Source organism: Marivita hallyeonensis, from assembly GCF_900129875.1.
Taxonomy (GTDB): Bacteria; Pseudomonadota; Alphaproteobacteria; order Rhodobacterales; family Rhodobacteraceae; genus Marivita; species Marivita hallyeonensis.
On sequence record NZ_FQXC01000012.1, the window covers coordinates 1 to 21,124 of the forward strand.

The 21,124-nt window shown below is 64.9% G+C and carries 24 protein-coding genes; 8 read left to right on the plus strand and 16 right to left on the minus strand.

Annotation, left to right across the window (positions count from 1 at the left end):
* Positions 1-91: 91 nt before the first annotated feature.
* The 9 genes from BUA42_RS20290 to BUA42_RS21525 all read right to left on the minus strand — a co-directional run bounded on the left by BUA42_RS20290 (position 92) and on the right by BUA42_RS21525 (position 5,675).
* Entirely contained in the window at positions 92-319 is a 228-nt protein-coding gene (locus BUA42_RS20290) for a BrnA antitoxin family protein (protein ID WP_245819082.1), read from the minus strand.
* Complete coding sequence (locus BUA42_RS20295; protein WP_072780180.1) at positions 300-584, minus strand: BrnT family toxin; 285 nt, start codon at positions 582-584, stop codon at positions 300-302. The genes BUA42_RS20290 and BUA42_RS20295 overlap by 20 nt, the downstream gene beginning before the upstream one ends.
* A 113-nt stretch (positions 585-697) precedes the next feature.
* The gene (kdsA, locus tag BUA42_RS20300) at positions 698-1,516 is read right to left on the minus strand and encodes a 3-deoxy-8-phosphooctulonate synthase (RefSeq protein ID WP_072780181.1); all 819 of its coding nucleotides are present in this window, start codon (positions 1,514-1,516) and stop codon (positions 698-700) included.
* Positions 1,513-2,298, minus strand: coding sequence for a 3-deoxy-manno-octulosonate cytidylyltransferase (locus BUA42_RS20305; protein WP_072780182.1), 786 nt, complete (start codon positions 2,296-2,298; stop codon positions 1,513-1,515). The genes kdsA and BUA42_RS20305 overlap by 4 nt, the downstream gene beginning before the upstream one ends.
* Positions 2,295-3,245: a KpsF/GutQ family sugar-phosphate isomerase gene (locus tag BUA42_RS20310; protein WP_072780211.1), complete on the minus strand. Its 951-nt coding sequence runs from the start codon at positions 3,243-3,245 to the stop codon at positions 2,295-2,297. Before BUA42_RS20310 ends, BUA42_RS20305 begins: the two co-directional genes overlap by 4 nt.
* A gap of 115 nt (positions 3,246-3,360) precedes the next feature.
* Complete coding sequence (locus BUA42_RS20315) at positions 3,361-4,227, minus strand: hypothetical protein (protein WP_072780183.1); 867 nt, start codon at positions 4,225-4,227, stop codon at positions 3,361-3,363.
* A gap of 89 nt (positions 4,228-4,316) precedes the next feature.
* Complete coding sequence (locus BUA42_RS20320; RefSeq protein WP_072780184.1) at positions 4,317-5,240, minus strand: glycosyltransferase; 924 nt, start codon at positions 5,238-5,240, stop codon at positions 4,317-4,319.
* 68 nt (positions 5,241-5,308) lie between these two features.
* Complete coding sequence (locus BUA42_RS20325; protein ID WP_245819083.1) at positions 5,309-5,587, minus strand: BrnA antitoxin family protein; 279 nt, start codon at positions 5,585-5,587, stop codon at positions 5,309-5,311.
* Complete coding sequence (locus tag BUA42_RS21525; protein ID WP_425435050.1) at positions 5,559-5,675, minus strand: BrnT family toxin; 117 nt, start codon at positions 5,673-5,675, stop codon at positions 5,559-5,561. Before BUA42_RS21525 ends, BUA42_RS20325 begins: the two co-directional genes overlap by 29 nt.
* Between BUA42_RS21525 and BUA42_RS21465 the strand changes: the two genes are divergently transcribed.
* From BUA42_RS21465 to BUA42_RS20360, 7 genes are all read left to right on the plus strand, one after another.
* Positions 5,646-5,768 carry a hypothetical protein gene (locus tag BUA42_RS21465; RefSeq protein WP_281249795.1) on the plus strand — a complete coding sequence of 41 codons (123 nt, stop codon included), beginning with the start codon at positions 5,646-5,648 and terminating at the stop codon, positions 5,766-5,768. The two genes, BUA42_RS21525 and BUA42_RS21465, sit on opposite strands and share 30 nt — an antisense overlap.
* 352 nt (positions 5,769-6,120) lie before the next feature.
* Positions 6,121-7,197 carry a GDP-mannose 4,6-dehydratase gene (gene gmd / locus BUA42_RS20335; RefSeq protein WP_084066322.1) on the plus strand — a complete coding sequence of 359 codons (1,077 nt, stop codon included), beginning with the start codon at positions 6,121-6,123 and terminating at the stop codon, positions 7,195-7,197.
* On the plus strand, positions 7,184-9,640 hold the full coding sequence (locus tag BUA42_RS20340; RefSeq protein ID WP_072780186.1) for a glycosyltransferase: 2,457 nt from the start codon (positions 7,184-7,186) through the stop codon (positions 9,638-9,640). The genes gmd and BUA42_RS20340 overlap by 14 nt, the downstream gene beginning before the upstream one ends.
* Positions 9,637-10,467: a hypothetical protein gene (locus tag BUA42_RS20345; protein WP_072780187.1), complete on the plus strand. Its 831-nt coding sequence runs from the start codon at positions 9,637-9,639 to the stop codon at positions 10,465-10,467. The genes BUA42_RS20340 and BUA42_RS20345 overlap by 4 nt, the downstream gene beginning before the upstream one ends.
* Positions 10,468-10,489: 22 nt before the next feature.
* Positions 10,490-11,917, plus strand: coding sequence for a mannose-1-phosphate guanylyltransferase/mannose-6-phosphate isomerase (locus tag BUA42_RS20350; RefSeq protein ID WP_072780188.1), 1,428 nt, complete (start codon positions 10,490-10,492; stop codon positions 11,915-11,917).
* A gap of 93 nt (positions 11,918-12,010) precedes the next feature.
* A complete protein-coding gene (locus BUA42_RS20355) occupies positions 12,011-12,310 on the plus strand; it encodes a type II toxin-antitoxin system RelB/DinJ family antitoxin (RefSeq protein WP_072780189.1) in 300 nt (99 codons plus the stop codon).
* Entirely contained in the window at positions 12,297-12,572 is a 276-nt protein-coding gene (locus tag BUA42_RS20360) for a type II toxin-antitoxin system RelE/ParE family toxin (protein ID WP_072780190.1), read from the plus strand. Before BUA42_RS20355 ends, BUA42_RS20360 begins: the two co-directional genes overlap by 14 nt.
* A 16-nt stretch (positions 12,573-12,588) precedes the next feature.
* Here the strand turns inward: BUA42_RS20360 and BUA42_RS20365 are convergent, their stop codons facing one another.
* Positions 12,589-13,965, minus strand: a complete 1,377-nt coding sequence (locus BUA42_RS20365) for a phosphomannomutase (protein WP_072780191.1) — start codon at positions 13,963-13,965, stop codon at positions 12,589-12,591.
* A gap of 396 nt (positions 13,966-14,361) precedes the next feature.
* Here BUA42_RS20365 and BUA42_RS20375 point away from each other — a divergent pair, with 396 nt between their 5' ends.
* Positions 14,362-15,438 carry a DUF2793 domain-containing protein gene (locus tag BUA42_RS20375; RefSeq protein ID WP_072780193.1) on the plus strand — a complete coding sequence of 359 codons (1,077 nt, stop codon included), beginning with the start codon at positions 14,362-14,364 and terminating at the stop codon, positions 15,436-15,438.
* 38 nt (positions 15,439-15,476) lie between these two features.
* On the opposite strand, the gene BUA42_RS20380 is transcribed toward BUA42_RS20375, so the two are convergent.
* The 6 genes from BUA42_RS20380 to BUA42_RS20405 all read right to left on the minus strand — a co-directional run bounded on the left by BUA42_RS20380 (position 15,477) and on the right by BUA42_RS20405 (position 20,916).
* Positions 15,477-16,391: an OmpA family protein gene (locus tag BUA42_RS20380; RefSeq protein ID WP_072780194.1), complete on the minus strand. Its 915-nt coding sequence runs from the start codon at positions 16,389-16,391 to the stop codon at positions 15,477-15,479.
* A gap of 37 nt (positions 16,392-16,428) precedes the next feature.
* Complete coding sequence (rfbA, locus tag BUA42_RS20385) at positions 16,429-17,304, minus strand: glucose-1-phosphate thymidylyltransferase RfbA (protein WP_072780195.1); 876 nt, start codon at positions 17,302-17,304, stop codon at positions 16,429-16,431.
* Complete coding sequence (rfbD, locus tag BUA42_RS20390; RefSeq protein WP_072780196.1) at positions 17,294-18,139, minus strand: dTDP-4-dehydrorhamnose reductase; 846 nt, start codon at positions 18,137-18,139, stop codon at positions 17,294-17,296. Before rfbD ends, rfbA begins: the two co-directional genes overlap by 11 nt.
* Before the next feature lie 178 nt (positions 18,140-18,317).
* Positions 18,318-19,358 (minus strand): dTDP-glucose 4,6-dehydratase, encoded by a 1,041-nt coding sequence (gene rfbB, locus BUA42_RS20395; protein WP_072780197.1) that lies wholly within the window; start codon positions 19,356-19,358, stop codon positions 18,318-18,320.
* Positions 19,355-19,918 carry a dTDP-4-dehydrorhamnose 3,5-epimerase gene (gene rfbC, locus BUA42_RS20400; protein WP_425435049.1) on the minus strand — a complete coding sequence of 188 codons (564 nt, stop codon included), beginning with the start codon at positions 19,916-19,918 and terminating at the stop codon, positions 19,355-19,357. The genes rfbB and rfbC overlap by 4 nt, the downstream gene beginning before the upstream one ends.
* Positions 19,918-20,916, minus strand: coding sequence for a replication initiator protein A (locus tag BUA42_RS20405; protein WP_072780198.1), 999 nt, complete (start codon positions 20,914-20,916; stop codon positions 19,918-19,920). Before BUA42_RS20405 ends, rfbC begins: the two co-directional genes overlap by 1 nt.
* Between the last annotated feature and the right edge of the window lie 208 nt (positions 20,917-21,124).

The window sequence follows — 21,124 nt, forward strand, 5'->3', positions numbered from 1 at the left end:
CCTAAAATATGAAGCTCTGACATTGGTTTCCCTCCTTCTTTCTAAACCGAGTCCATTATGAAACGGCAGGAGGGGCATCCAATCCATCACATTATGGGCCTAGTCCTGCGGCCTTTCTCAGAGCAGCGTTCATGCGGCTTTGCCAGCCGGGGCCGTCGGCTTTGAAGGCCTCGATCACGTCCGGGTCGAGGCGCAGGGTTGTGGAGACTTTCGGGGTCAGCGCCTTGGGGCGACCTCGAGAGACCTTGGCTTTCGGAATGCGTTTGACCCAATAGTCTGAGGACATGTCCGGCAGGTCTTCATCCGGGGTGTCCCCCAAGTATTGCTCCATATGTTCTTTGCTCGCGGCCATTGGCTTTCCTCATGCTGATGATGCGTCGGGTCTCGTCACGCTCTGTCCAGGCGACGATCACCATGCGGTTGCGCAGATACCCCACTGTGATGTGACGCGTTTCTCCGTAATCGCGGCGGTCATCTTCGAAGGTGATGCAAGCGCCTTCGAACACGGCTTCCGCGTCAGCCATATCCAGACCGCGCATGTCCAGTGTTATCGCGCGCTTGGCCGGATCATAGCTGATCTTCATTTAATGTTACTACAAAAATTCATGTAGCAACAGTCTGGTCGTGTTCAATGAAAACGGTGTTAAGGCGGGTGACGGCGCGTCGACGCGCCGTGTCGAAGCGTCTTCGAAGACGCTTACCCTTTCACCACGCGATCGATCTGGCGCATCACGGACAGGAGCCCCTGCAACTGGTCGACGGGCACCATGTTGGGGCCGTCGCAGGGGGCGGTGTCGGGATCCTGGTGGGTCTCGATGAAGACCGCCGCGCAGCCGACGGCCACCGCGGCGCGGGCCAGTGGCGGCACGAATTCGCGCTGGCCGCCCGAGCTTGTCCCCTGCCCGCCGGGCAGTTGCACCGAATGGGTGGCGTCGAAGACGACCGGGTAGCCGGTTTGGGCCATGATCGGCAGCGACCGCATGTCGGAGACCAGCATGTTGTAGCCGAAGCTGGCACCCCGTTCGCAGAGGAGGATGCGGTCATTGCCGGTGCTGGAGATCTTGGCGGCGACGTTTTCCATCTCCCAGGGCGCGAGGAACTGGCCCTTCTTGACGTTGATCGCGGCGCCGGTTTCGCCTGCGGCGAGCAGAAGATCGGTCTGGCGCGACAGGAAGGCGGGGATCTGCAGCACGTCGACGACTTCGGCCACGGGCGTGCATTGGTCGGGGCCGTGCACATCCGTCAGCACGGGCACGCCGAATTCCGCGCCGATCTTGGACAGGATCGTGAGGCCTTCCTCCATCCCCAGACCGCGCTTGCCGGACAGGGACGAGCGGTTGGCCTTGTCGTAGCTCGACTTGAAGATCCAGGGCGTGTCGGTGGCCTCGGCCGCGGCGGCAATGTGCTCGGCCATCATCCGGGCGTGGTCGATGCTTTCGAGCTGGCACGGACCCGCGATCAGGGCGAAAGGGGCTGTGTTAGAGACGGATATCTCACCGATTGAGACGGTTTTCATGCGATGCCTTCCTTGCTCAGGACCTCTTCGATGCGGGCCACATCGACCGGGTTGTTGAGTTCCCAGAACACCCGGCCCCGCGCCTCGACCGGGACACAGGTGATGGGCGTGCCGTTTTCGAGGAAGCGGAGCTGTTCGAGCCCTTCGGCGCGTTCCAGCGGGCCTTCGGGCCACTGTGCATAGGCCCGCAGCGCATGGGGTGTGTAGGCGTAGACGCCGACATGGTGCCAGACTTCCGGCGGGGTGCTCAGATCCCCGACGTAAGGCAGCACTTCCTTCGAGAAGTAGAGCGCGCTGTGGTCGGACCGCATGACAGCGGTCGTGCCCCCCACCCGGCCCTCGCGGCGGTCGGTCACGAAGTTCGACAGCGTGGCCCGGTCGCATTTCAGGACGGGCGTGGCCATCTGCACCTCGCCGTCCATGGCGCTCACCAGCGCCTCGACGAACCAGTGCGGGGTGAGCGGCGCGTCGCCTTGCAGGTTCACCACCACGTCCGGGTCGGTGTCCAGTTGCGCCAGCCCCTCGGCGCAGCGTTCGGTGCCGTTGCGGGCCTCAGACGAGGTCATCAGAACGTCCGCGCCGAACCCGGTGGCGGCCTCGGCGATGCGGTCGTCATCGGTGAGCACATAGACCCTGTCTATGCGAGATACGCCTTGCGCCGCTTCCCAGGCGCGCTGGATCAGGGTCTTTTTCTCGCCGTTCACGCCGGTCAGTTCCACCAGCGGTTTGCCCGGGTAGCGCGAGGACGCGTAGCGGGCGGGGATGAAGATCACGGCACTCATGCGACACCTGCTCGGAGAAGGTCATGGATGTGGATGAGCCCCACGAGCTGCCCCTGATTGGTCACCATCAGGGCGCTGATCTTGTGAGCGTTCATCTCGGCCAGCGCCTCGGTCAGAAGCGCGTCGGGGGTGATGGAGCGCGGGTTGGGCGTGGCGACGTCACCGGCGGTGCGGGTCGTCAGCCCGTCGAGATTGCGGCGCAAATCGCCATCGGTGATGACGCCTGTGAGCCGCCCCCCGTCCACCACGGCGGCAACGCCGAAGCCCTTCTGGCTCATCACCACCAGCGTTTCGCCCATGGGCGTGTCGGGGGTGACGGTCGGCAGCGCGTCGTCGCGATGCATCACCGCAGAGATCCGCAGAAGCTGCGCCCCCAGCGTGCCGCCGGGGTGGAAGGCGTGGTAGCTCTCGCGGTCGAAGCCGCGCGCCTCCATCAGCGCCACGGCCAGCGCATCGCCAAGCGCCATGGTCAGCGTGGTCGAGGTGGTGGGTGCCATCCGCAGCGCGCAGGCCTCGGGCGCGTCGGGCAGAAGGAGCAGATGATCGGCGGCGCGCGCGAGCGTGCTTCCTGCGCGCTTGGTCATGGCGATGAGCGGGATCTCGAACCGGGTGACATAGGCGATCATGTCGGCCAGTTCGCGGGTTTCGCCCGAGTTGGAAATCAGGATCACCGCGTCGTTGCGGGTGATCATGCCCAGATCACCATGGCTGGCCTCGCCGGGATGCACCCCTTGCGCGGGCGTGCCGGTGGAGGCGAGCGTCGCGGCGATCTTGTTGGCCACATGGCCCGATTTGCCCATGCCCGAGACGATCACCCGTCCCGGGATACCAAGGATGCGCGACACCACCGCGTCGAAATCGGCGGGCAGATCTTCGGCCAGCCGCGTCAGCGCGGCGGCCTCGGTGGCCAGCACGGTGCGGGCGGTGTCGGAGGGGGTGTCAGTCATGGCAGCCTGCGGCAGGGTTTCGGGCGCGGTGATAGCCGGTGGCGGGGGCGGTGTCCAACGCGGAAGGCGTTTCGAAACGCCTTTGATCAAGCGATTTCGAAATCGCTTGCCGATGCTAGACCTGTCGGGCGCGCCCTTCCGGGATGGCGGTGTCGATGCCGCCCCAGAGCCCCCAGCGGCGGCGCAGCATGGCGATGGCGTCGGCGTCGAGCTCCATCCGGCCCTTCTCGGCCACCCGATGCCGGTAGAGTGCCGCGGTGCGGTCGGCGGCGGTTGTCTTGGGCTCCGGCAGGCCCGCAGCCAGCCAGATGCCGATCCCCTGCCGCGCCAGCGCGCCGGACAGCCAGACATCATCGACATGGAACGCCTCGGAAGGGATATCGAAGACCAGATCGTCAAAGAATTCGGGCCGGACCACAACGCCGCCATAGCCTTCGAACACATCGGCAAAGCCGGCCTGTGCGATGATCCGGCGCGGCGGTTTCTCGGCCAGCGTGACATTGGCCTGTCCCGACAGGATCTGTTTCAGGCGCTGGCTGCGATAGGTCATGTCCCAGGTGCGCGAGCGCCGTTCATGGCGGGGCTGCGCATGGGTGGCGCGCCGGGTGTGCCCGGCGATGTCCCAGCCCGCCAGTGCCACCGCGCGATCCGGGTAGCGATCCGCCTCGGCCAAGAGCCCCTGCGCCCAGCCGGGCCGGTAATCGCGGTCATCGTCGCAGAACAGAAGCCGCACATCCTGACCCCGGTAGCGCTGTGCCGCGCAGAGCACCTTGGTCGCCGGGCCGTAATCGGTGCGGCAGCGCCGGATGGTGACCCCCTCGGGTACGCTCGGCAGCGCCCCGTCCCAGTCGGGAAACCGGTGGTAGATCTGCGGCAGGTAGAGCTCGACCCCGTCCACACCGGTCTGCGCCAGAAGCGACTCGAGCGTTGGACCAATCAGCCCAAAGCGCGGCGGAATAGAAGAGAGCGTAATCAGGGCCATCGAAAATACACGCGTGAACAACGCAATCTCAATAGGCGCAAGCGCCCCCGCGGGCAAGTCGGGGTGGCAAAGGAGCGCGCATGGCGGCGTCAGACGGCCTTGAGCCTTGGCCGTTTTGCCGACTTTTCCCGCACCAGTCCGGCCGCCTCTTCAACCCGGCGCACCAAGGTGTCTTTGCGAGCCTGTCCCTCTTCGTGGAGAAAGCCGAACCATTTCGACAGGATCGTCTCTGTATCGGCCTCTTTCAGTGGTGCGTGGGCGCGCTTGAAGCCATGTTCCTCTGCGTTGATCGGGCGTGAATCGTGCCCGTCGATCTTGATCGACAGGAACCCCATGCCGGAATTGTCCACCACGGCCGGAAAGCGCCGCAGGAGCGCGGCATGACCGAAGGAGAAAATCGTGCGCTCCCCGTGTACCCGGATCGCCGTTCCCATGGAGTTGAACGGCAGGTTGGCCCGGTAGACATGCGTGGCGTTGTCGGCGGCATATGACGTCACCACCAGCCCGGTTGACCGGGAGTAGGACACCGGCATCACATCGCCCAGGCGCAGCATGTAGGCGCGCAGCTCTTTCACATAGTCCTCCGAGAGGCAGTCGTCGTCGTCGATCCGGAACTGAACCAGCGGGCGCGACAGCCCGCTGTTGAGCCGTGTGATCTCGGGCATCAGCGCCTCATGCACCGAGGTGGCATCCGAGACCACGAGAAGCAGCCGGTCATCCGCCTCGCAGATCTTGTGCAGGCGTTTGAGATGTTTGGCGGGCATGATGTCGGAGGTCAGAACGATCAGGACGAAGTTCGGGTCTTTCTGTGCCTGAAGCGACGGCAGCAGGAAGGTTTCGAACAGGTGAAACCGCAGCGCCATCCGGGCATCATCGTATAGCCGCTCGGCCTGTTCGAGACGGAGCAGGTCGATATCCGTGTCAGAGTCCAGATTGGCATAGGCGGCCCAATCGCCGTTGCCGCAGAAAGAGAACCGGCAAATGCCGATCACGGGTTCCAGAAGGTAGTTCACTGCGCGCCTGCCTTATCTGTTTTGGCGGCAGGATACGCGGTTTCGGGTCGCTTAGAAGGCCGAACTGGTCAGGAAGACCGTTTCTTCTGCGCATCGACATAGGAGCGCAACACCGCGTGCATCCGGGTCAGATGACCCTTAGGGCCCTGGGACTTGAAAAAATCGAGGATGTCGGGATCCACCCGCAGGGTCACGGGCTGCTTGGTTTTGGGCGGCTCCGGCGTGGCGTCGTCCCAGAATCCGTCCGGCAGATCCAGTTCCGGCGCATCCTCGCGTGTCGGGCGCGTCTCACCGCGCGCCTTCATGGCGCGGATCTCGTCAAGGGAAGCTGTTTTTATACGTTTCATAGTCTTTACGACCGCCTCTCCAGGCGGAGATGAGCCGGGTGTTCTCGCCACGCTCGGTATGGACGACCACATAGGGCACGTCATCCACCAGGCCGAGGGAGATGTATCTGATCTCGCCATAGTTGCGGCGATTATCCACCCGGGTGAGGGTTGGTCACTCGAAGATGAGGGCGGCTTCTAGGAGATCGACACCGTGTTTGTCATAATTCTGGTTTCGTTTGTCTTCGTTCCACTCGAAGGTCATAGCTTAAGTCCTGTTGATGTGGGCGGATTGTGCTGCGGTCGAGAGCCATAGCGTTTCTTCCTCTTAAATTTTGGCGCACGATAAATCGGCCCCATCAACGATCAATGCACAGGCCTGCGTGTTCTCCCTCACAGGCCAATGCAGAATTTGTATGCACTAAATGTACATACAAATCAAGTGCAAAATTCAGTTCTCGGAAATTTTCCTTACTCGCCGATTAACCTTAACCCATTGTTTACCAGCCTCTGGGGATAACAGGCCAAATGCAACCTATGCGTGAGGCCCTGACATGACCCCCCCAGCGACTGCGACCGCCTTTTCCGACCTGCCCGTTCCGGTACCGACGCCGGCCCGAAAGCGGGCCTTCATCACCGGGATCACCGGTCAGGACGGAGCCTATCTGGCGCAGCTTCTGCTGAGCAAAGGCTACGAGGTGCATGGCGGCATCCGACGCAATGCACAGGCGGAACGGGCCAGGTTAGAGACGCTTGGGATCGCCGATCAGGTCATCCTGCACGACCTCGATCTGAGCGAGATGAACAACATCTTCCGACTGGTCCGCGATGTGCCGGTGGACGAGTTCTACAACCTTGCGGCCCAGAGTTTCGTGGGGGCCTCCTGGGACCAGCCGGTCTATGCGGGTGATGTGAACGGGATGGGGGTGGCGCGGCTTCTTGATACGCTGCGCAGCCTCGCGCCCGAGACGCGGTTCTACCAGGCCTCGACATCGGAGATGTTCGGGCTGGTGCAGGCGGTGCCGCAGACCGAAGAGACCCGCTTCTACCCGCGCTCGCCCTACGGCGTGGCCAAGGCCTACGGCCATTACATCACCGTTAACTATCGTGAATCCTTCGGCATGCATGCCTCCTGCGGGATCCTGTTCAACCACGAATCCCCGCTGCGTGGCGAAGAGTTCGTCACCCGCAAGATCACCAAGGGGCTGGCGCGGATCGCCCGTGGTGGCAATGCGCCCGTTCCGCTGGGCAATCTGAGCGCGCGCCGCGACTGGGGCTTCGCTGGCGACTATGTCGAGGGCATGTGGCGGATGCTGCAGCAGGACAAGCCCGACGATTACGTGCTGGCCACGGGCGTGACGACACCGATCCGGGATTTCGTGAGCTTTGCCGCCGAAGCGCTCGACATGAAGCTCGACTGGCAGGGCGAGGGGGTCGAGGAAGTGGCCACCGACCGCCGCACCGGGCGTCGGGTGGTCGAGGTGAACCCCGCCTTTTTCCGTCCCGCCGAGGTGGACCTTCTGGTGGGTGATGCGGCGCGGGCGCGGCGACAGCTGGGCTGGCGCCCCAGGGTCGACGTGCGCGGGCTGGCCGCGATGATGGCGCGGGCGGATTACGATGCGGTGGCCTGACCGGCTGGGCCGCGCGCTGCGCCGGCTGACCGGACGGCGCGACTATCTCGACGGGATCCAGGGCGGGGCCATTGTCGGCTGGGCCCTGCCCAAACCGGGCGCAGGCCCGGTGCCGGTGGCGCTTTATGACGGGCCGGTGCGGCTGGCCGACGCCCTGGCGCATCAGTTCCGGGCGGACCTGCGCGATGCCGGTCTGGCCGAGGGGCGCTGCGGGTTTGCCTTTGCCCTGCCGGAGCACGCGCAGGATCTGCGTGTCTGCCGTCTCGACGGCCCGCGCCCGATTGAGATCGGGCGCCTCGCGTGGGATCCACGCGATCCGCGCGCGAGCCCCGCGCGGGTGCAGGCCGCGCGGCCTGCGTCCCCGCGGCACGATATGCCGGGTTTGGCGGCGCTCCGCGCGCCGCCCCGCCCCGCGCGCGCCGGGCGCACCGCCCTGACCCCGCGGCAGGCGCTGTTGTTTGACGAGACGGATCCGGAGACGGGAGCGCCCCTGCCCGGGCCCCTTAGCGCTTATCTGGCATATCTGCGTCCGCGCCACCGTCTGGAGACGCAGTTCGATTGGGACAGCGCGCCCGAGGAGGCGGCGCATTTCCTCAACTGGATGCTCACCAGTTATGCCCCGATGCGGGCGGGGCTCAGGCCGCCCCTGTCGGCGCGCTGCATCGGGTGGCTCAATGCGCCCGTGGTGATCCCCGGCCAGCGCACCCATCTCAGCCGGGCCACCTGGGCCGCCCTGCAAGCGGTACCGCATTTGCGGCAAGGGATGGATTTTGGCAATCCCGGATGGGTGGACAGCGTGATCTACTGGTGGGCGGTGCATCAGGCCCCTGCCCTGTCGGCCGAGGATTGTCTGGTGCCGGATGCTTATGTCACCCGACTTGCGGGACGGCCCGAGGACGGGCCCTTCCCCCTGTCGCGTTACCTGCTGCGCTGGGTCGAGGAGACCCCGGCGATGGCACAATTCTCTACCACCCGGAAAGAGGACCGGCGGCAGATCACGCTGGCCGCGATGGTGCGGGCGGCGGAACGGCCCGACACGCTGAGATACATCCCCTGGGCCAGCATAGAGACGCTTCTGGTGCAGGATTCCGACGGGCAGACACCGCTTGGCGCGTATGCCAGAACGCTGGACCGACAGGACCGCCGGATCACGCCACGCGATTACGCCGCCTGTCTGCGCGGGCGGGGCTACGACATGGACGCGCGACGGTTCACCACGCGCACGGCCGAGGGGCACCGCCTGCATGCCGCCGCCCTGCCCGCACCTGCGCTGCAGGACGCGGTCCCGGTCGATCTGCAGGTGATCGGCCCGGTGACCAAGGCCAGCGGGCTGGGACAGGCGATGCGGGCGGCGGTGGCGGCGCTGCAGACGACCGGCATGGACGTGCAGGTGGTGAATTTCGACCTCGACAATCCGGCGCCGGACACGGATGTGCCGCATGTGCCGTTCGCCGAGGCACGGCCCGCGCGGATCTCGCTGGTGCATCTCAACGCCGAGAGCCTTCCTCTGCTCACCGCCTATGCGCCCGATCTCACGGATGGCAGCTACACCGCGGCCTACATGTTCTGGGAACTGACCAGACCCGCCACCTGTCATGCGCTGGCGCTGAAGATGGTGGACGAGATCTGGGCCGCCTCGGACCATGGCAAGGCGATCTACGCGGAGGCCTTCGATGGTCCGGTGCGTGTGATGGGGCTGGCCAATACCGTGGCGCCCGCCGCCGACCCGCTCGGCGCCCGCGCCGGGTTCGTGGCGCGCACCGGGTTCACCGCCGACAGCTTTCTCTGCATGGCGAGTTTCGACAGCTTTTCCTTCGTCCAGCGCAAGAACCCGCTGGGGCTGATCCGCGCCTTCCGCGACGCCTTCCCGCAGGGCGGGGCGCAGCTGCTTCTGAAGACGCAGAACCGGGCCCGCGTGAGCGATCTGGCACAGCACAAGGTCTGGGCCGAGATCGATGCGCTGACAAAGGGCGATGCACGGTTCCGCATTCTCGACGAAACGCTGGACCGGGACGCGCTGCTCGCCCTCACCGCCGGGGCCGACGCCTATCTGTCGCTGCACCGCGCCGAGGGCTGGGGGTTCGGCATGATCGAGGCGATGGCTCTGGGTGTGCCGGTGCTGGCGACGGGCTATTCCGGAAACCTGGCCTATTGCGAGGACCGCACGGCCTGGCTGGTCCCTGCGGCTGAGGTGGCCCCGGCCCCTCAGGACTACATGTTCACCCCCGACGGCGGGCTGTGGGGCGAACCCGATCATCGCGCTGCCGTCACGCTCCTGCGCCAGATGCAGGGCGAACCCGATCTGCGCGCCCGCAAGGCCAGGGCGGCGCAGGCCCGGGTGCTGCGCGATTTCAGCGCCGAGGCGATCGGCAAGCGCTATGCCACCCGCATCGAGACGATGTTGCGGCAGGGCAAGGCCCCGAAGACGGACCGGGCCGCATGAAAGGAGGGCTGCCCTTCCGAAGACGGCCCTCCTACGTGATCGGGGTCAGCTGGCCACGATCGGGGCATCACCTTCTGGCCCGGCTTCTCAGGCTCTATTTCGGCCCAACCTTCACCTATTGCGGGTTTTACGGGCAGGCGGGATGCTGCGGAAAGGCGCCCTGCGCCCGGGCCGGCGAGATCCGGTATTCCAAGAACCACGATTTCGACGGCACGCTGCCGCAGGACCCGTCGCGCAGGTACCTGATCCAGACCCGCGCCTTCGCGCCGTCGGTGGTGTCCAACTTCGAGCTCTACCTGCGCGAGGGCGGTCGTGACGACGCGCAGAGCTTTGCCCGTTTCGCCAGCGCGCAGTTCGCGGCGTACCGGGCATTCCAGGGAAAATGGGTGACTTCGGCCTTCGGCCGCGCGCAAACGGTGATCCCCTACGAGGCGCTGATCCGCGATCCGGCCAGGGCGCTCAGCGCGGCCCTCGACGCGTTCGGGGAAACACCGCCCGACATGGCCCGCGTGCAGGCCGCCATCGCCCGGGTCGACGGGGAAGAGGTCGCGCATCGCCGCATTCGCCCCCGCCCCGGCACCGGTGTCCATGCGCCCAGGGATGTGACGCAATTCCGCCATTACGATGCCCGGGTGTTCGGCTATCTGGACAAACTGAGACTGACCCGGCAGGAGGTAATGGACGTGTTCCGCCGCCATCTGGACCGGGACGCCGCCGAGGACAACATGCTGGCCCTGCAGACCAACCCGTCGGTCGCGGAGGTCGAGCGGATGATCCTCGGCTCACCTGAATACGCTGCCCGGGGGCGCAAGCTGCGGGCGGTCTGACCTGACCGGACGAGTGCCCTTTATGACCAACCTTCCCCCCATCACCCCCGTCCTGCTCTGTGGCGGGTCCGGCACCCGGCTTTGGCCCTTGTCGCGCAAGAGCTACCCCAAGCAGTTCGCGCAGTTTCTGGGGGAAGAGAGCCTGTTTCAGGAGGCCGCCAAGCGTGTCTCGGGCGAAGGCTTCGCCGCGCCACTGGCGGTCACCGGCGACGGGTTCCGCTTCATCGTGGCCGAGCAGCTTGACCATTGCGGCATCCGGCCCGCGGGCATTCTCATCGAACCCGAGGGCCGCAACACCGCGCCCGCCGCTGCCGCCGCCGCGCTGCATCTGGCGGAAACCGATCCCGGCGCCCTGATGCTTCTGGTTCCGGCTGACCATGCCATTCCCGATCCGGATGCGTTCCGCGACGCCGTGATGACGGGTGCGCCTGCTGCTGCCCAGGGCCAGATCGTGACCTTCGGCATCCAGCCCACCCGGGCCGAAACCGGCTATGGCTGGCTGGAGGCGGGGCAGGACACCCATCCCGGCGTGAATGCGCTGGAGCGCTTCATCGAAAAGCCCGATCCCGCCACGGCAGAGACGCTATTCGCCGACGACCGCTATCTCTGGAACGCAGGGCTGTTCCTGACCCGCGCCGATACGCTGATCGCGGCGTTCGAGGCACACGCGCCCGATATTCTCAAGGACACGCGCGCGGCGATGGATGCGGCGGAGCCCGATCTGGGCTTCCTGCGCATCGACCCCGCGCTCTGGGGGCAGGTGCGGTCCGAGAGCATCGACTATGCGGTGATGGAACAGGCGGCGAATGTGAGCGTCGTGCGCTTCGCCGGCGGCTGGTCGGATCTGGGCTCGTGGGAGGCCGTCTGGCAGGAAAGCCCGCAGGACGGCGATGGCAACGCGCTGGCGGGGCTTTCGACCGCGATCGACTGCGAAAACACGCTTCTCAGGTCCGAAAGCGACGAGATCGAGCTGGTGGGCATTGGCCTCAAGAACGTGGTTGCGGTAGCGATGCGCGACGCGGTTTTGGTGGCCGATATGTCCGACAGCCAGAGCGTGCGCCGCGCGGTCGATATGCTGAAAGAGCGTGATGCGAAACAGGCGGTGCAACTGCCCGTCGATTACCGCCCCTGGGGCTGGTTCGAGACGCTGATCCTCAAGGACCGCTTTCAGGTGAAGCGCATCCACGTGCATCCCGGCGCGGCCCTGTCGCTGCAAAGCCATGTGCACCGGTCAGAGCACTGGATCGTGGTGGCAGGCACCGCCAAGGTCACGGTCGATGACGAGGTGCGGCTGGTGAGCGAGAACCAGTCGGTCTACATCCCGCTCGGCGCCGTGCACCGGATGGACAACCCCGGCAAGGTGCCGATGGTGCTGATCGAGGTGCAGACCGGCACGTATCTGGGTGAGGACGACATCATCCGCTATGAGGACATCTATTCGCGGAGGTGACTGAAAGACGTCGCTTTCAAGAAGCTTCTGAGCAGTTGATTTGTATCGCAAATGAGATACATCTGGTGAACGCATCTATGGAGGTTCATTTCGATGCCTGCTCAGACATCCATGCTTCATGTCCGCGTCGATGACAGGCTCAAGGCGCAAGCGGCCGAAGCGCTGGCAGGCGTTGGCCTGACCTTATCTGATGCGGTGCGCATCCTCTTGACGCGCGTTGCCGCAGAGGGCGGTCTTCCTGCCGGTCTTACCACGGATCCGGACACATATGACGCTTGGTTTCGCGCCAAGGTTCAGGATGCGTTGGCCGACATGCGCCCTACTTTGCCCCAAGCACAGGTGATGCAGGATATTCAGGCGTTGATCGACGGGAAGCGCGGTGCCCGATCCTGAATGGAAGGCCACGGCTGTCGCAGATCTGTTAGCGATTGTTGACTACATCTCGGACCACAACCCGGAGGCGGCACAGTCTCTAAATAATGAGATAATGCGGAAAACCGCGCAACTTCCAGACAATCCCCATCTCTATCGTGCGGGCCGTATCGACGGAACGCGCGAGATGGTGGTGCACCCAAATTACATCGTCGTCTATCGCCCTGTGTCAGGAAACGTGACTATTCTACGTATTCTGCATGCTGCACAGCTCTGGCCATGATTGGCAGAGTTGGGACTTACCCCACCCGCTTCGCCACCGCCGCGAGGGTCTCGCGCATCAAGGTCTCCGCCCGCTCCACACTGTCCGCCTCCGCATAACAGCGGAACTCCGGCGCGTTGCCGGACGGGCGCAGGTGGATCACCGTGTCGTCGGCGAAGGACAGGCGCAGCCCGTCGGTGAGATCGACCCCCGTCTCGGCGGCGCGGTTTGCGAAGAACGCGGCGCGCGCGTCCGTATCGTCGATCAGCGTCGTGATGAAGGCCCTCGATGCCTCGGTCGGGATCCCCGCGATGCGGTCTGCTGCGGTGAAACGGGGCGGCAGATCCGAGACTAAATCGCGCAAACTGACGCCCTTTGTCCTGGCCATCGCCAAGGGGGCCACGATGGGCAACAGGCAGTCGCGGGTCATCAGCTTTGTGATCACACCTGCGGGGCCTCGCGCGTCGAAGCCCAGAAGAAAGCCGCCATTGGCCTCGTATCCGACAACGCGGACCTGCGTCTCTTCCATCGCGGCGATCACGAAAGGCGAGCCGATCTTCGTACGGATCACGGCTGCAAACCCCAACTGATCGACCAGCGTGTTGGAGGACACCGGCGTACAAATTACCTCCGCCCCAAGGCTTTGCGCTGTCAGCGGCCCCAGCACATCGCCGGGCACCAGCGTGCCGGTCGCATCCACCACCATCGGCCGGTCGGCGTCGCCATCGGTGGAGACCAGCGCGTCGAGCCGGTGTTCGCGACACCAGGTTTCGAGCATGGCGCGCGTGTCTGCATCCACCGCCTCGGTATCGACGGGCACGAAGTGATCGGCGCGGGCAAGACGCACCACCTCGGCCCCCATTCTGGACAGCGCGTCGACCAGCGCATCCCGCGCAACCGAGGAATGCTCGTAAACCCCGATGCGCAGCCCGCTCAGAGCACCCGTGCCAAAGGCCTGCACATAGCGCACAGCATAGGCGGGCAGTGCGCCCACTTCACGGATGTATGCGCCGTCTTCCGCCGTATCAGAGACTGTTCCGAGCGCCGCGCCAATTGCCTGCTCATCGGATTTCGCGATCTCTCCACCGGGCAGGTAGAATTTCAGCCCATTGCGGTCCGCCGGGATGTGGCTGCCCGTCACCATGATGGCCGCCTGCCCTGCCCCCATGGACGCGAGCGCCAAGGCCGGGGTCGGCAATACGCCGTGATCGATGGCGGTCAGCCCCATCCCCCGCACGGCGCCGATCACCGCGGCTGCAATCTGAGGCGAGGACGTGCGCAGGTCCTGTCCCACATGCACCGCGCCGCCATGCGGGCAGGCGGTGAGGAAGGCGCGTGTGTAATCGGCGACCAGATCGTCGGTCAGTTCCGTCACGAGGCCGCGCAGGCCGCTGGTGCCGAATTTGGGGGGCATGGATGATCCTTTCCGGGTGTCTTTGGACCGTGGTATGCCCTTGCGCGCCACCCCCGTGCAACCGCCTGAGGCCGATGTCACGTTTGCATATTTGGAAAAAGAAGAAGTCTGCGCGGTCCACCCCGATTCAGGCCACCTGTGCGAGCGCGGCTCTTGGTCAGACCTGAATCGGGGCTTCTCCTTTTACGGTCATCGGCATGCCTGCCTGTGCCGCATACCCGAAATGGCGCGTTAAGGTTAATCGCCGGTTAAACGCCGCACGGTGCTGCTTCTTCTTTTCAAAAATATGCAAACACGCGGTTTGCCCCTTTGCGCAACGCACGCAGGGTTGAGAGTGCGTTTACCAAACCGCCCCTAGCGTCCGGCCCCAACTTTGATCGCTGAAAGGGCCTTGCCATGTCACAGACCTCCACCCTCCTGTCGCTGCCCTATATCCAGCCGGCACAGGCGCAGAAACACGTCACCCATAACGAGGCGCTGCGGAGGCTCGATGCGCTGGTGCAGCTGTCGGTGGAGAGCCGGACGTTGGCCGAACCGCCCGCAAACCCGGCGGATGGGGCGCGGTACATCGTGGCGTCCGGTGCGACGGGGGACTGGGCCGGGCAGGAGTTCGCGGTGGCGCTCAATGCGGGCGGCGGGTGGCTGTTCCTGACCCCGAATGTGGGCTGGCAGGCCTGGGTGGCGGATGAGGGAACGACCGTGACCTGGACCGGCAGCCTGTGGCAGGCCGGTGGCAGCGGAGCCCTGCCCGACCGTCTGGGGCTGGGCACGCCCGTCGACCCGGTGAGCCGCCTCAGCATCGCAGCCCCGGCCACCATGCTGAGCCATGAAGGGGATGACCATCAGCTCAAGATCAACAAGGCGAGCGATGCGGATACGGCGAGCCTTCTCTTCCAGTCGAACTGGGTTGGCCACGCCGAGATGGGGCTGGCGGGGGATACGGCGTTTTCGATCAAGGTGAGCGACGGGACCAGCTGGACCACGGCGCTGTCCTTCGATCCAGTGACTGGCGCGGCCAGCGGCGCTGCGGTGAGCGCCGGGCCGGAGGAGAGCAATCCCGACGCGCTGGTGCGCGCGGGGGATGGATACCTCAAGGGCACAATCCTTGATGCGGTGGCGCAGGATGGGAACGGTGTACCAACGGGCGGAGTGATCGAGCGCGGCGCGAACGCCGATGGCGACTACGTGCGCTTCGCCGATGGGACGCAGATCTGCACGTCGGGGGATATTCCGACCGGCGGGATCACCAACCCGACGGGCGCGCTCTTTCAGTCGAACCACCTCGCGTGGACCTTCCCCGCGCCATTTGCGCCGGGGGTGCCGCCGATCCTTGTGGGCGAGTCGGGCAATACCGGGGCCTGGCCGACCTTCGCGCCGCACGGGGTGCTGTCGACGGGGTTCAAGGCAACCTCGATCGTGTCGATCGGCGTGGGGCTGAACCTGCGGCTTTGTGCGATCGGGCGGTGGATTTAGACCCTCGCATGACGTGCCACCACAGCAGATGATCCGCGCTATTGCCCGGATGTGGCAATAATTTCGACACGCCGGTTGGCTGCCTTCCCGGCCTCTGTCGTATTGTCTGACACGGGTTCGCTTTCTCCCGCTCCTCGCGCTGTTGCGGTGGCGTCTGCGAGGGCTGGCAAGCTCAGAAGGTACTCTCGGACGGCCGTAGCGCGGGCATTCGACAGCTCGAGATTATACTCAGCACTGCCGTCGGAATCGGTATGACCGGTGATTTCGAAAGCACTGATGCCAGCCTGCGCAATCTCGTTGGCCAGATCGTTCAAGGCGGCCTGCGCATCGGGTTTGAGAACCGCGCTGTCGACAGAAAAAAGAACAGACCCGTCAAGGACGAACCGTGTCGCCGAACCAATCGCAGCAATGGCATCGATATCCGCTCCGGGAAATCTGCCGCGACAGTCCTCGCCATCGTCGATCAGGCGGACAAAGCGATAGCTGGCTCCGGGGGTTGCGACGCCTGCGATGTCGACCTCGGACCGCCCTCCGGCAATGCCGCCGACATCGATCCAGGTGATCCCGTCCTGCGAAATGGCCAGTTGCGTGCCTTCGACATCGGGACCGACTTCAAAGACATAAAGATCCGGGCCCTCGAGGTCGATCAGCGCGTTGTCGGTGAATTGCACATCCAGCATTCCGTTGCAGCCAAGGGTGGTAAAACTGCCGTCATTGTTGTTACCGACATAGGTCGGCGGACCCAGGGCAGCGTCAGGGTTGCGGGCGCTGGCGGTTGGTACGGCATCGCCGATTTCGAACGCCAGAACCGTGTCGGCAAATGACAAATCGCCTTGCGGCAGGACAACCTCTCCGCGTTTTCCGTCCGAATAGCTTTGCGGTGTTTGTGCAGAAAGCGTGGTGGTCAGAAGGACAGCACAGAGCAGCCCGCACCAAAAACCAAAAAACCGCATACCCCCTCCTGTGGCGACATGACCCTCGACATACCGTCTAGGTACCATCCAAAAGCCCCAGCAGATAGGCCCCATAGCCGTTCTTTCCGAACATCTCGGCGCGTTTGCGCAGATCGTCGGCGCTGAGCCAGCCCTGCTGATAGGCGATCTCGTCGGGGCTGCCGATCTGCTGGCCTTGCCGGTCAGACAGCGTGCGCACGAAGTTTCCGGCATCGAGCAGCGATCCATGGGTGCCGGTGTCGAGCCAGGCATAGCCACGGCCCATCAACTCCACACTCAACTGACCATCGGCGAGGTAGCTTTCCAGAAGGGATGTGATCTCCAACTCGCCGCGCGCGGAGGGTTGCACCTTGGCCGCCCGCGCGGGCGCTGTGCCGTCGAGGAAGTAGAGCCCGGTCACCGCGTAAGGGGACGGTGCCTTGGTCGGTTTCTCGATGATCTGCCGCACCGTGCCGTCGGGGGCAAAATCGACCACGCCGTAGCGTTCGGGGTCGGCCACGCGGTAGCCGAAGACGGTGCCGCCCTTTTGCGTGGCATCGGCGCTGGCCAAAACCTCCGGCAGGCCATGGCCGAAGAAGATGTTGTCGCCCAGCACCATCGCGCTTGGGTCTCCGTCAAGGAAGTCCTCGGCCAGCAGATAGGCCTGGGCCAGACCATCGGGCGAGGGCTGTTCGATCCAGGTAAAGCTCAGCCCCCATTGCGCCCCGTCGCCCAGAAGGCGCTGGAACTGGTCCTGATCCTGCGGCGTGGTGATGATCGCGATCTCGCGGATGCCCGCCAGCATCAGCACCGACAGCGGGTAGTAGATCATCGGCTTGTCGTAGAGCGGCAGAAGCTGCTTCGACAGGCCCATGGTGATCGGGTAGAGCCGCGTGCCGGACCCGCCGGCAAGGATGATGCCTTTACGCTTCACTGGTTAACTCCTTCAGAACCCGGGACAGGCCACCCTGCCAGTCGGCAGGGGTAATCCCGAAATCCGACGTCAGTTTGGCGCAATCGAGCCGGGAATTGAGCGGGCGGTGTGCGGGCGTCGGGTAGTCGCTGGACGGGATGCCGGTGACGGTCACGTCCTTGCCGGCCTGGGCGAAGATCTCGCGCGCGAACCCGGCCCAGCTGGTGTGCGGGGCGCCTGCATAGTGATAGGTGCCGCCCTCCGCGCCACCCCGCATGGCGTCCGCCAGCGTCAGCAACGTGGCGGCGATATCCGCCGCCGGGGTCGGGCCGCCGATCTGGTCCTCGACCACCGTCAGCGCATCGCGCGTTTCCGACAGCCGCAGCATCGTCTTCACGAAATTTGTCCCATGGGCCGAAAACACCCAGGCGGTGCGCAGGAGGATGTGCCTTGCGCCAGAGGCCCGCACCGCCTCTTCGCCCGCCAGTTTGGTGCGGCCATAGGCGTTTTGTGGCTGAACAGGGTCTGTTTCGCACCACGGCCTGTCGCCCGTCCCGTCAAAGACGTAGTCGGTCGAGACATGCAGGAGGGGGATGTCCAGATGTTTGCAGGTCCCCGCCATCGCCCCCGGTGCGGCGGCATTGATGGTCTGGGCGGTTGCCTCGTCTTCTTCGGCGCGGTCGACGGCGGTATAGGCGGCGGCGTTGATGACGACGTTTGGCTTGAGGTCCGCGATGATCGCGGCGCAGCCTTGCGGGTCCGACAGATCCGCCCGGTCGCGGCTCAGAGCCGTGACCTCGGCTTGCCGCTGCAGCTCGGTGGCGACCTGGCCGGTTTTGCCGAAGACGAGGATCATGGGGTCGCCAAAATCGCAAGGATCGCAGCCGATCCCGAGGGCGGGCTTGCCAGTAATGCCAACGTGACCTCAACGGTCTTACCGCAACATGGATTGCCGCCTTGGAGAAATCGCACCCGCCCTGGGGGGCGGGGTCGGGTGCGATTCGACCTTCGGTCGGGGAGCTGCGGAGCAAACCTCACGCCTTCACCCCCAAACGCTGGCCAACCCCATCGCGGTCCTGCAGCGCCTGCCACCAATCGCGGTTGTCGAGATACCAGCGCACCGTGCGCCGCAGCCCTTCCTCCAGGGTCACAGACGGGCGCCAGCCCAGCTCGTCGCGCATGCGCTTGGGGTCAATCGCATAGCGCAGGTCATGCCCGGGGCGGTCGGTGACAAACGTAATCAGCCGATCATGCGGTGCGCCCTCTGGCACCATCTCGTCCATCAGCGCGCAAATCATGCGGACCAGGTCGATATTCCGCGCTTCATTCTCGCCGCCGATATTGTAGGACCGGCCCACCTGCCCCCGCTGCACCACCGTCAGCAAAGCATCGGCATGATCCTCCACATAAAGCCAATCGCGCACATTCTCGCCTGCGCCGTAAACCGGGATCGGCTTGCCCGCCAAGGCGTTCAGGATCACCACCGGGATCAGCTTTTCCGGAAAATGATACGGCCCGTAATTGTTCGAACAGTTCGACAGCACCACCGGCAGCCCATAGGTGTGATGCCATGCCCGCACGAGATGATCGGAGGACGCCTTGGACGCCGAATAGGGCGAGCGCGGATCGTAGGGCGTCGTCTCAGAAAACTGGCCCTCCGCGCCCAGAGAGCCGAAGACCTCATCGGTCGAGATATGGTGGAACCGGAACGCCTCTGACCGGCCCTTTCCTTCCCAATACCCCCGTGCCGCCTGCAGCAAGGTGTAGGTCCCGATCACATTCGTCTCGATAAACGCCCCCGGCCCGTCGATGGACCGGTCGACATGAGACTCCGCTGCCAGATGCATCACCGCGTCCGGCGCATGGTCGGCAAACACAGTCTCTAACAGGGCCGCATCGCGGATATCGCCCTGCACAAAGCGATACCCGGGCGCATCCGCCACAGAGGCCACATTGTCGAGACAGGCCGCATAGGTCAGCGCATCGAGGTTGACCACCGCGTGCCCCTGCCCGATCGCCTGCCGCACCACGGCAGAGCCAATGAACCCCGCTCCGCCTGTCACCAAAAGCTTCACGTCTTACTCCACTCAAACGGGCTGTCGATATCCGCCAAGGCAGGCGCGTCTGCATCCTTCTCCGACAGGATCGGGTCCCCTGTCAGACCCCAGTCAATCCCGACGCTGTCCCAGCGCACGGCCCCTTCGGCCTCGGGCGCATAGTAGCCGGTGCATTTGTAGACAATCTCGGTGTCAGGCGCCCGCGTCACAAACCCATGGGCAAACCCCTCCGGCACCCAAAGCTGCCGCCCGTTCTCGGCCGTCAGGTCAACGCCCACCCAGGACCCATAGGTCGGAGACCCGCGCCTTATGTCGACCGCCACATCCCAGAGCGCCCCGCGCCCGCAGCGCACCAGCTTGCCCTGCCCCTTGGGCGGGGCCTGGTAGTGCAGCCCGCGAATGGTGCCGACCTCGGCCGAGAGCGAATGGTTGTCCTGCACGAACTCCGGCATGATCCCCGCCACCTCGCGCAGGCGGGCCTTGTTCCAGGTCTCGGCAAAAAAACCCCGGTCATCCCCGAACCGCCGGGGCGTCAGGATCAAAAGCCCCTCGAGGGCGGTTTTCTCGACCGTCAACATCAGCCGTCCTTCTGCGTCTTCACCCAGGCAAGGAACGCGGCATCGGGGTTTTTCAACCGCACCCGCCCCGTGTCATCCCACCATGTCAGCCAGCGCGCCTGCAACCCGTAGACATCTGCCCCCGGCTTCAGCGCTTTCGCCATCTCCAGCGTGTCCTCCGATAAAATCGGGGCCTCAATCGGGCGCGGTTTGGTCCGCCGCGTGACAACAAGCACATCACCCTCGCGTTCGCTCAGGGAATAGTCCGGCAAATGGTCCGTCGCGATCATCTTGCGCACCGCCGCCCGGAACACCCGTACCGGCGCGGCAGAGCCCGCCTTGAGATGCAGCACCGGGATCGAGATCGCCCATTCCGCCTGCCGCCCGCAATGCTTGCGCGCCAATTCGTAGACCCGCCGCTCCAGCGGTTTCCTGAGCCGGAAGTAATCCCGGCTTAGCGTCAGCACCGAGCGCGCGCAGACCGCGCGGTAGAGCCAGTCCGAGAGCGTCACCGTCACGCTGATCATCCGCCCGCCTTTCGACCGGCGCAGGATCTCCCAGCTCTCGATCAACCCGAAGCCCCGCGTCGCCTCGACCCCTCCGGTCTCCAGGTTCGTGGTGATCCGCGTCCCCGCCAGCCGCTCGAACCCCTCACGCAGACGGGCATAGCTGTCGCCCCCGGTATCCCGGTTCGTCGCCACCAGAAGATCATGCGCCTTGAGCGTCAGGGTCCGGCTCACGGCCCGACCCGCGTTCATCGCCGCCACCAGCTGGCTGATGCAATAGATCAGGATATCCTTGTCATGGATCGTCGCCCGCCCCTTCACCGACGGCGTGACCTGCACCTCCACCCCGTTATGGGCGTAGCTCAGCACCCGGGTGTCGGGCCGCGTCGACAGCGAAAAGATCGGATGCTCCATGCTGGCCAGATCATCCTTGGGCGAGACCCCGAAGAGGTCACACACGAAGAAATCGCCCGTCGGGTGCCGGTCGGGCAAAAGCCCCTCTGTCCCTGCCATAGGGTGCGCCTGTTCCTGCTCTGCTCGTATCCCGCGGTCCGCTTATCTGCCGACTCGGTATCGGGGTTTCAGTGACACCCAGCGTAAAGTTATCCACAGACCCCGTCCACGATTCTTGAGACAACAGCGTCGGATTGGAGTCGCCCGGTCGGAGGTTCGGAGTCACCCTTTCGGGGGTTCAGAGTCGCTACGCTTCGATCAAGTGCTG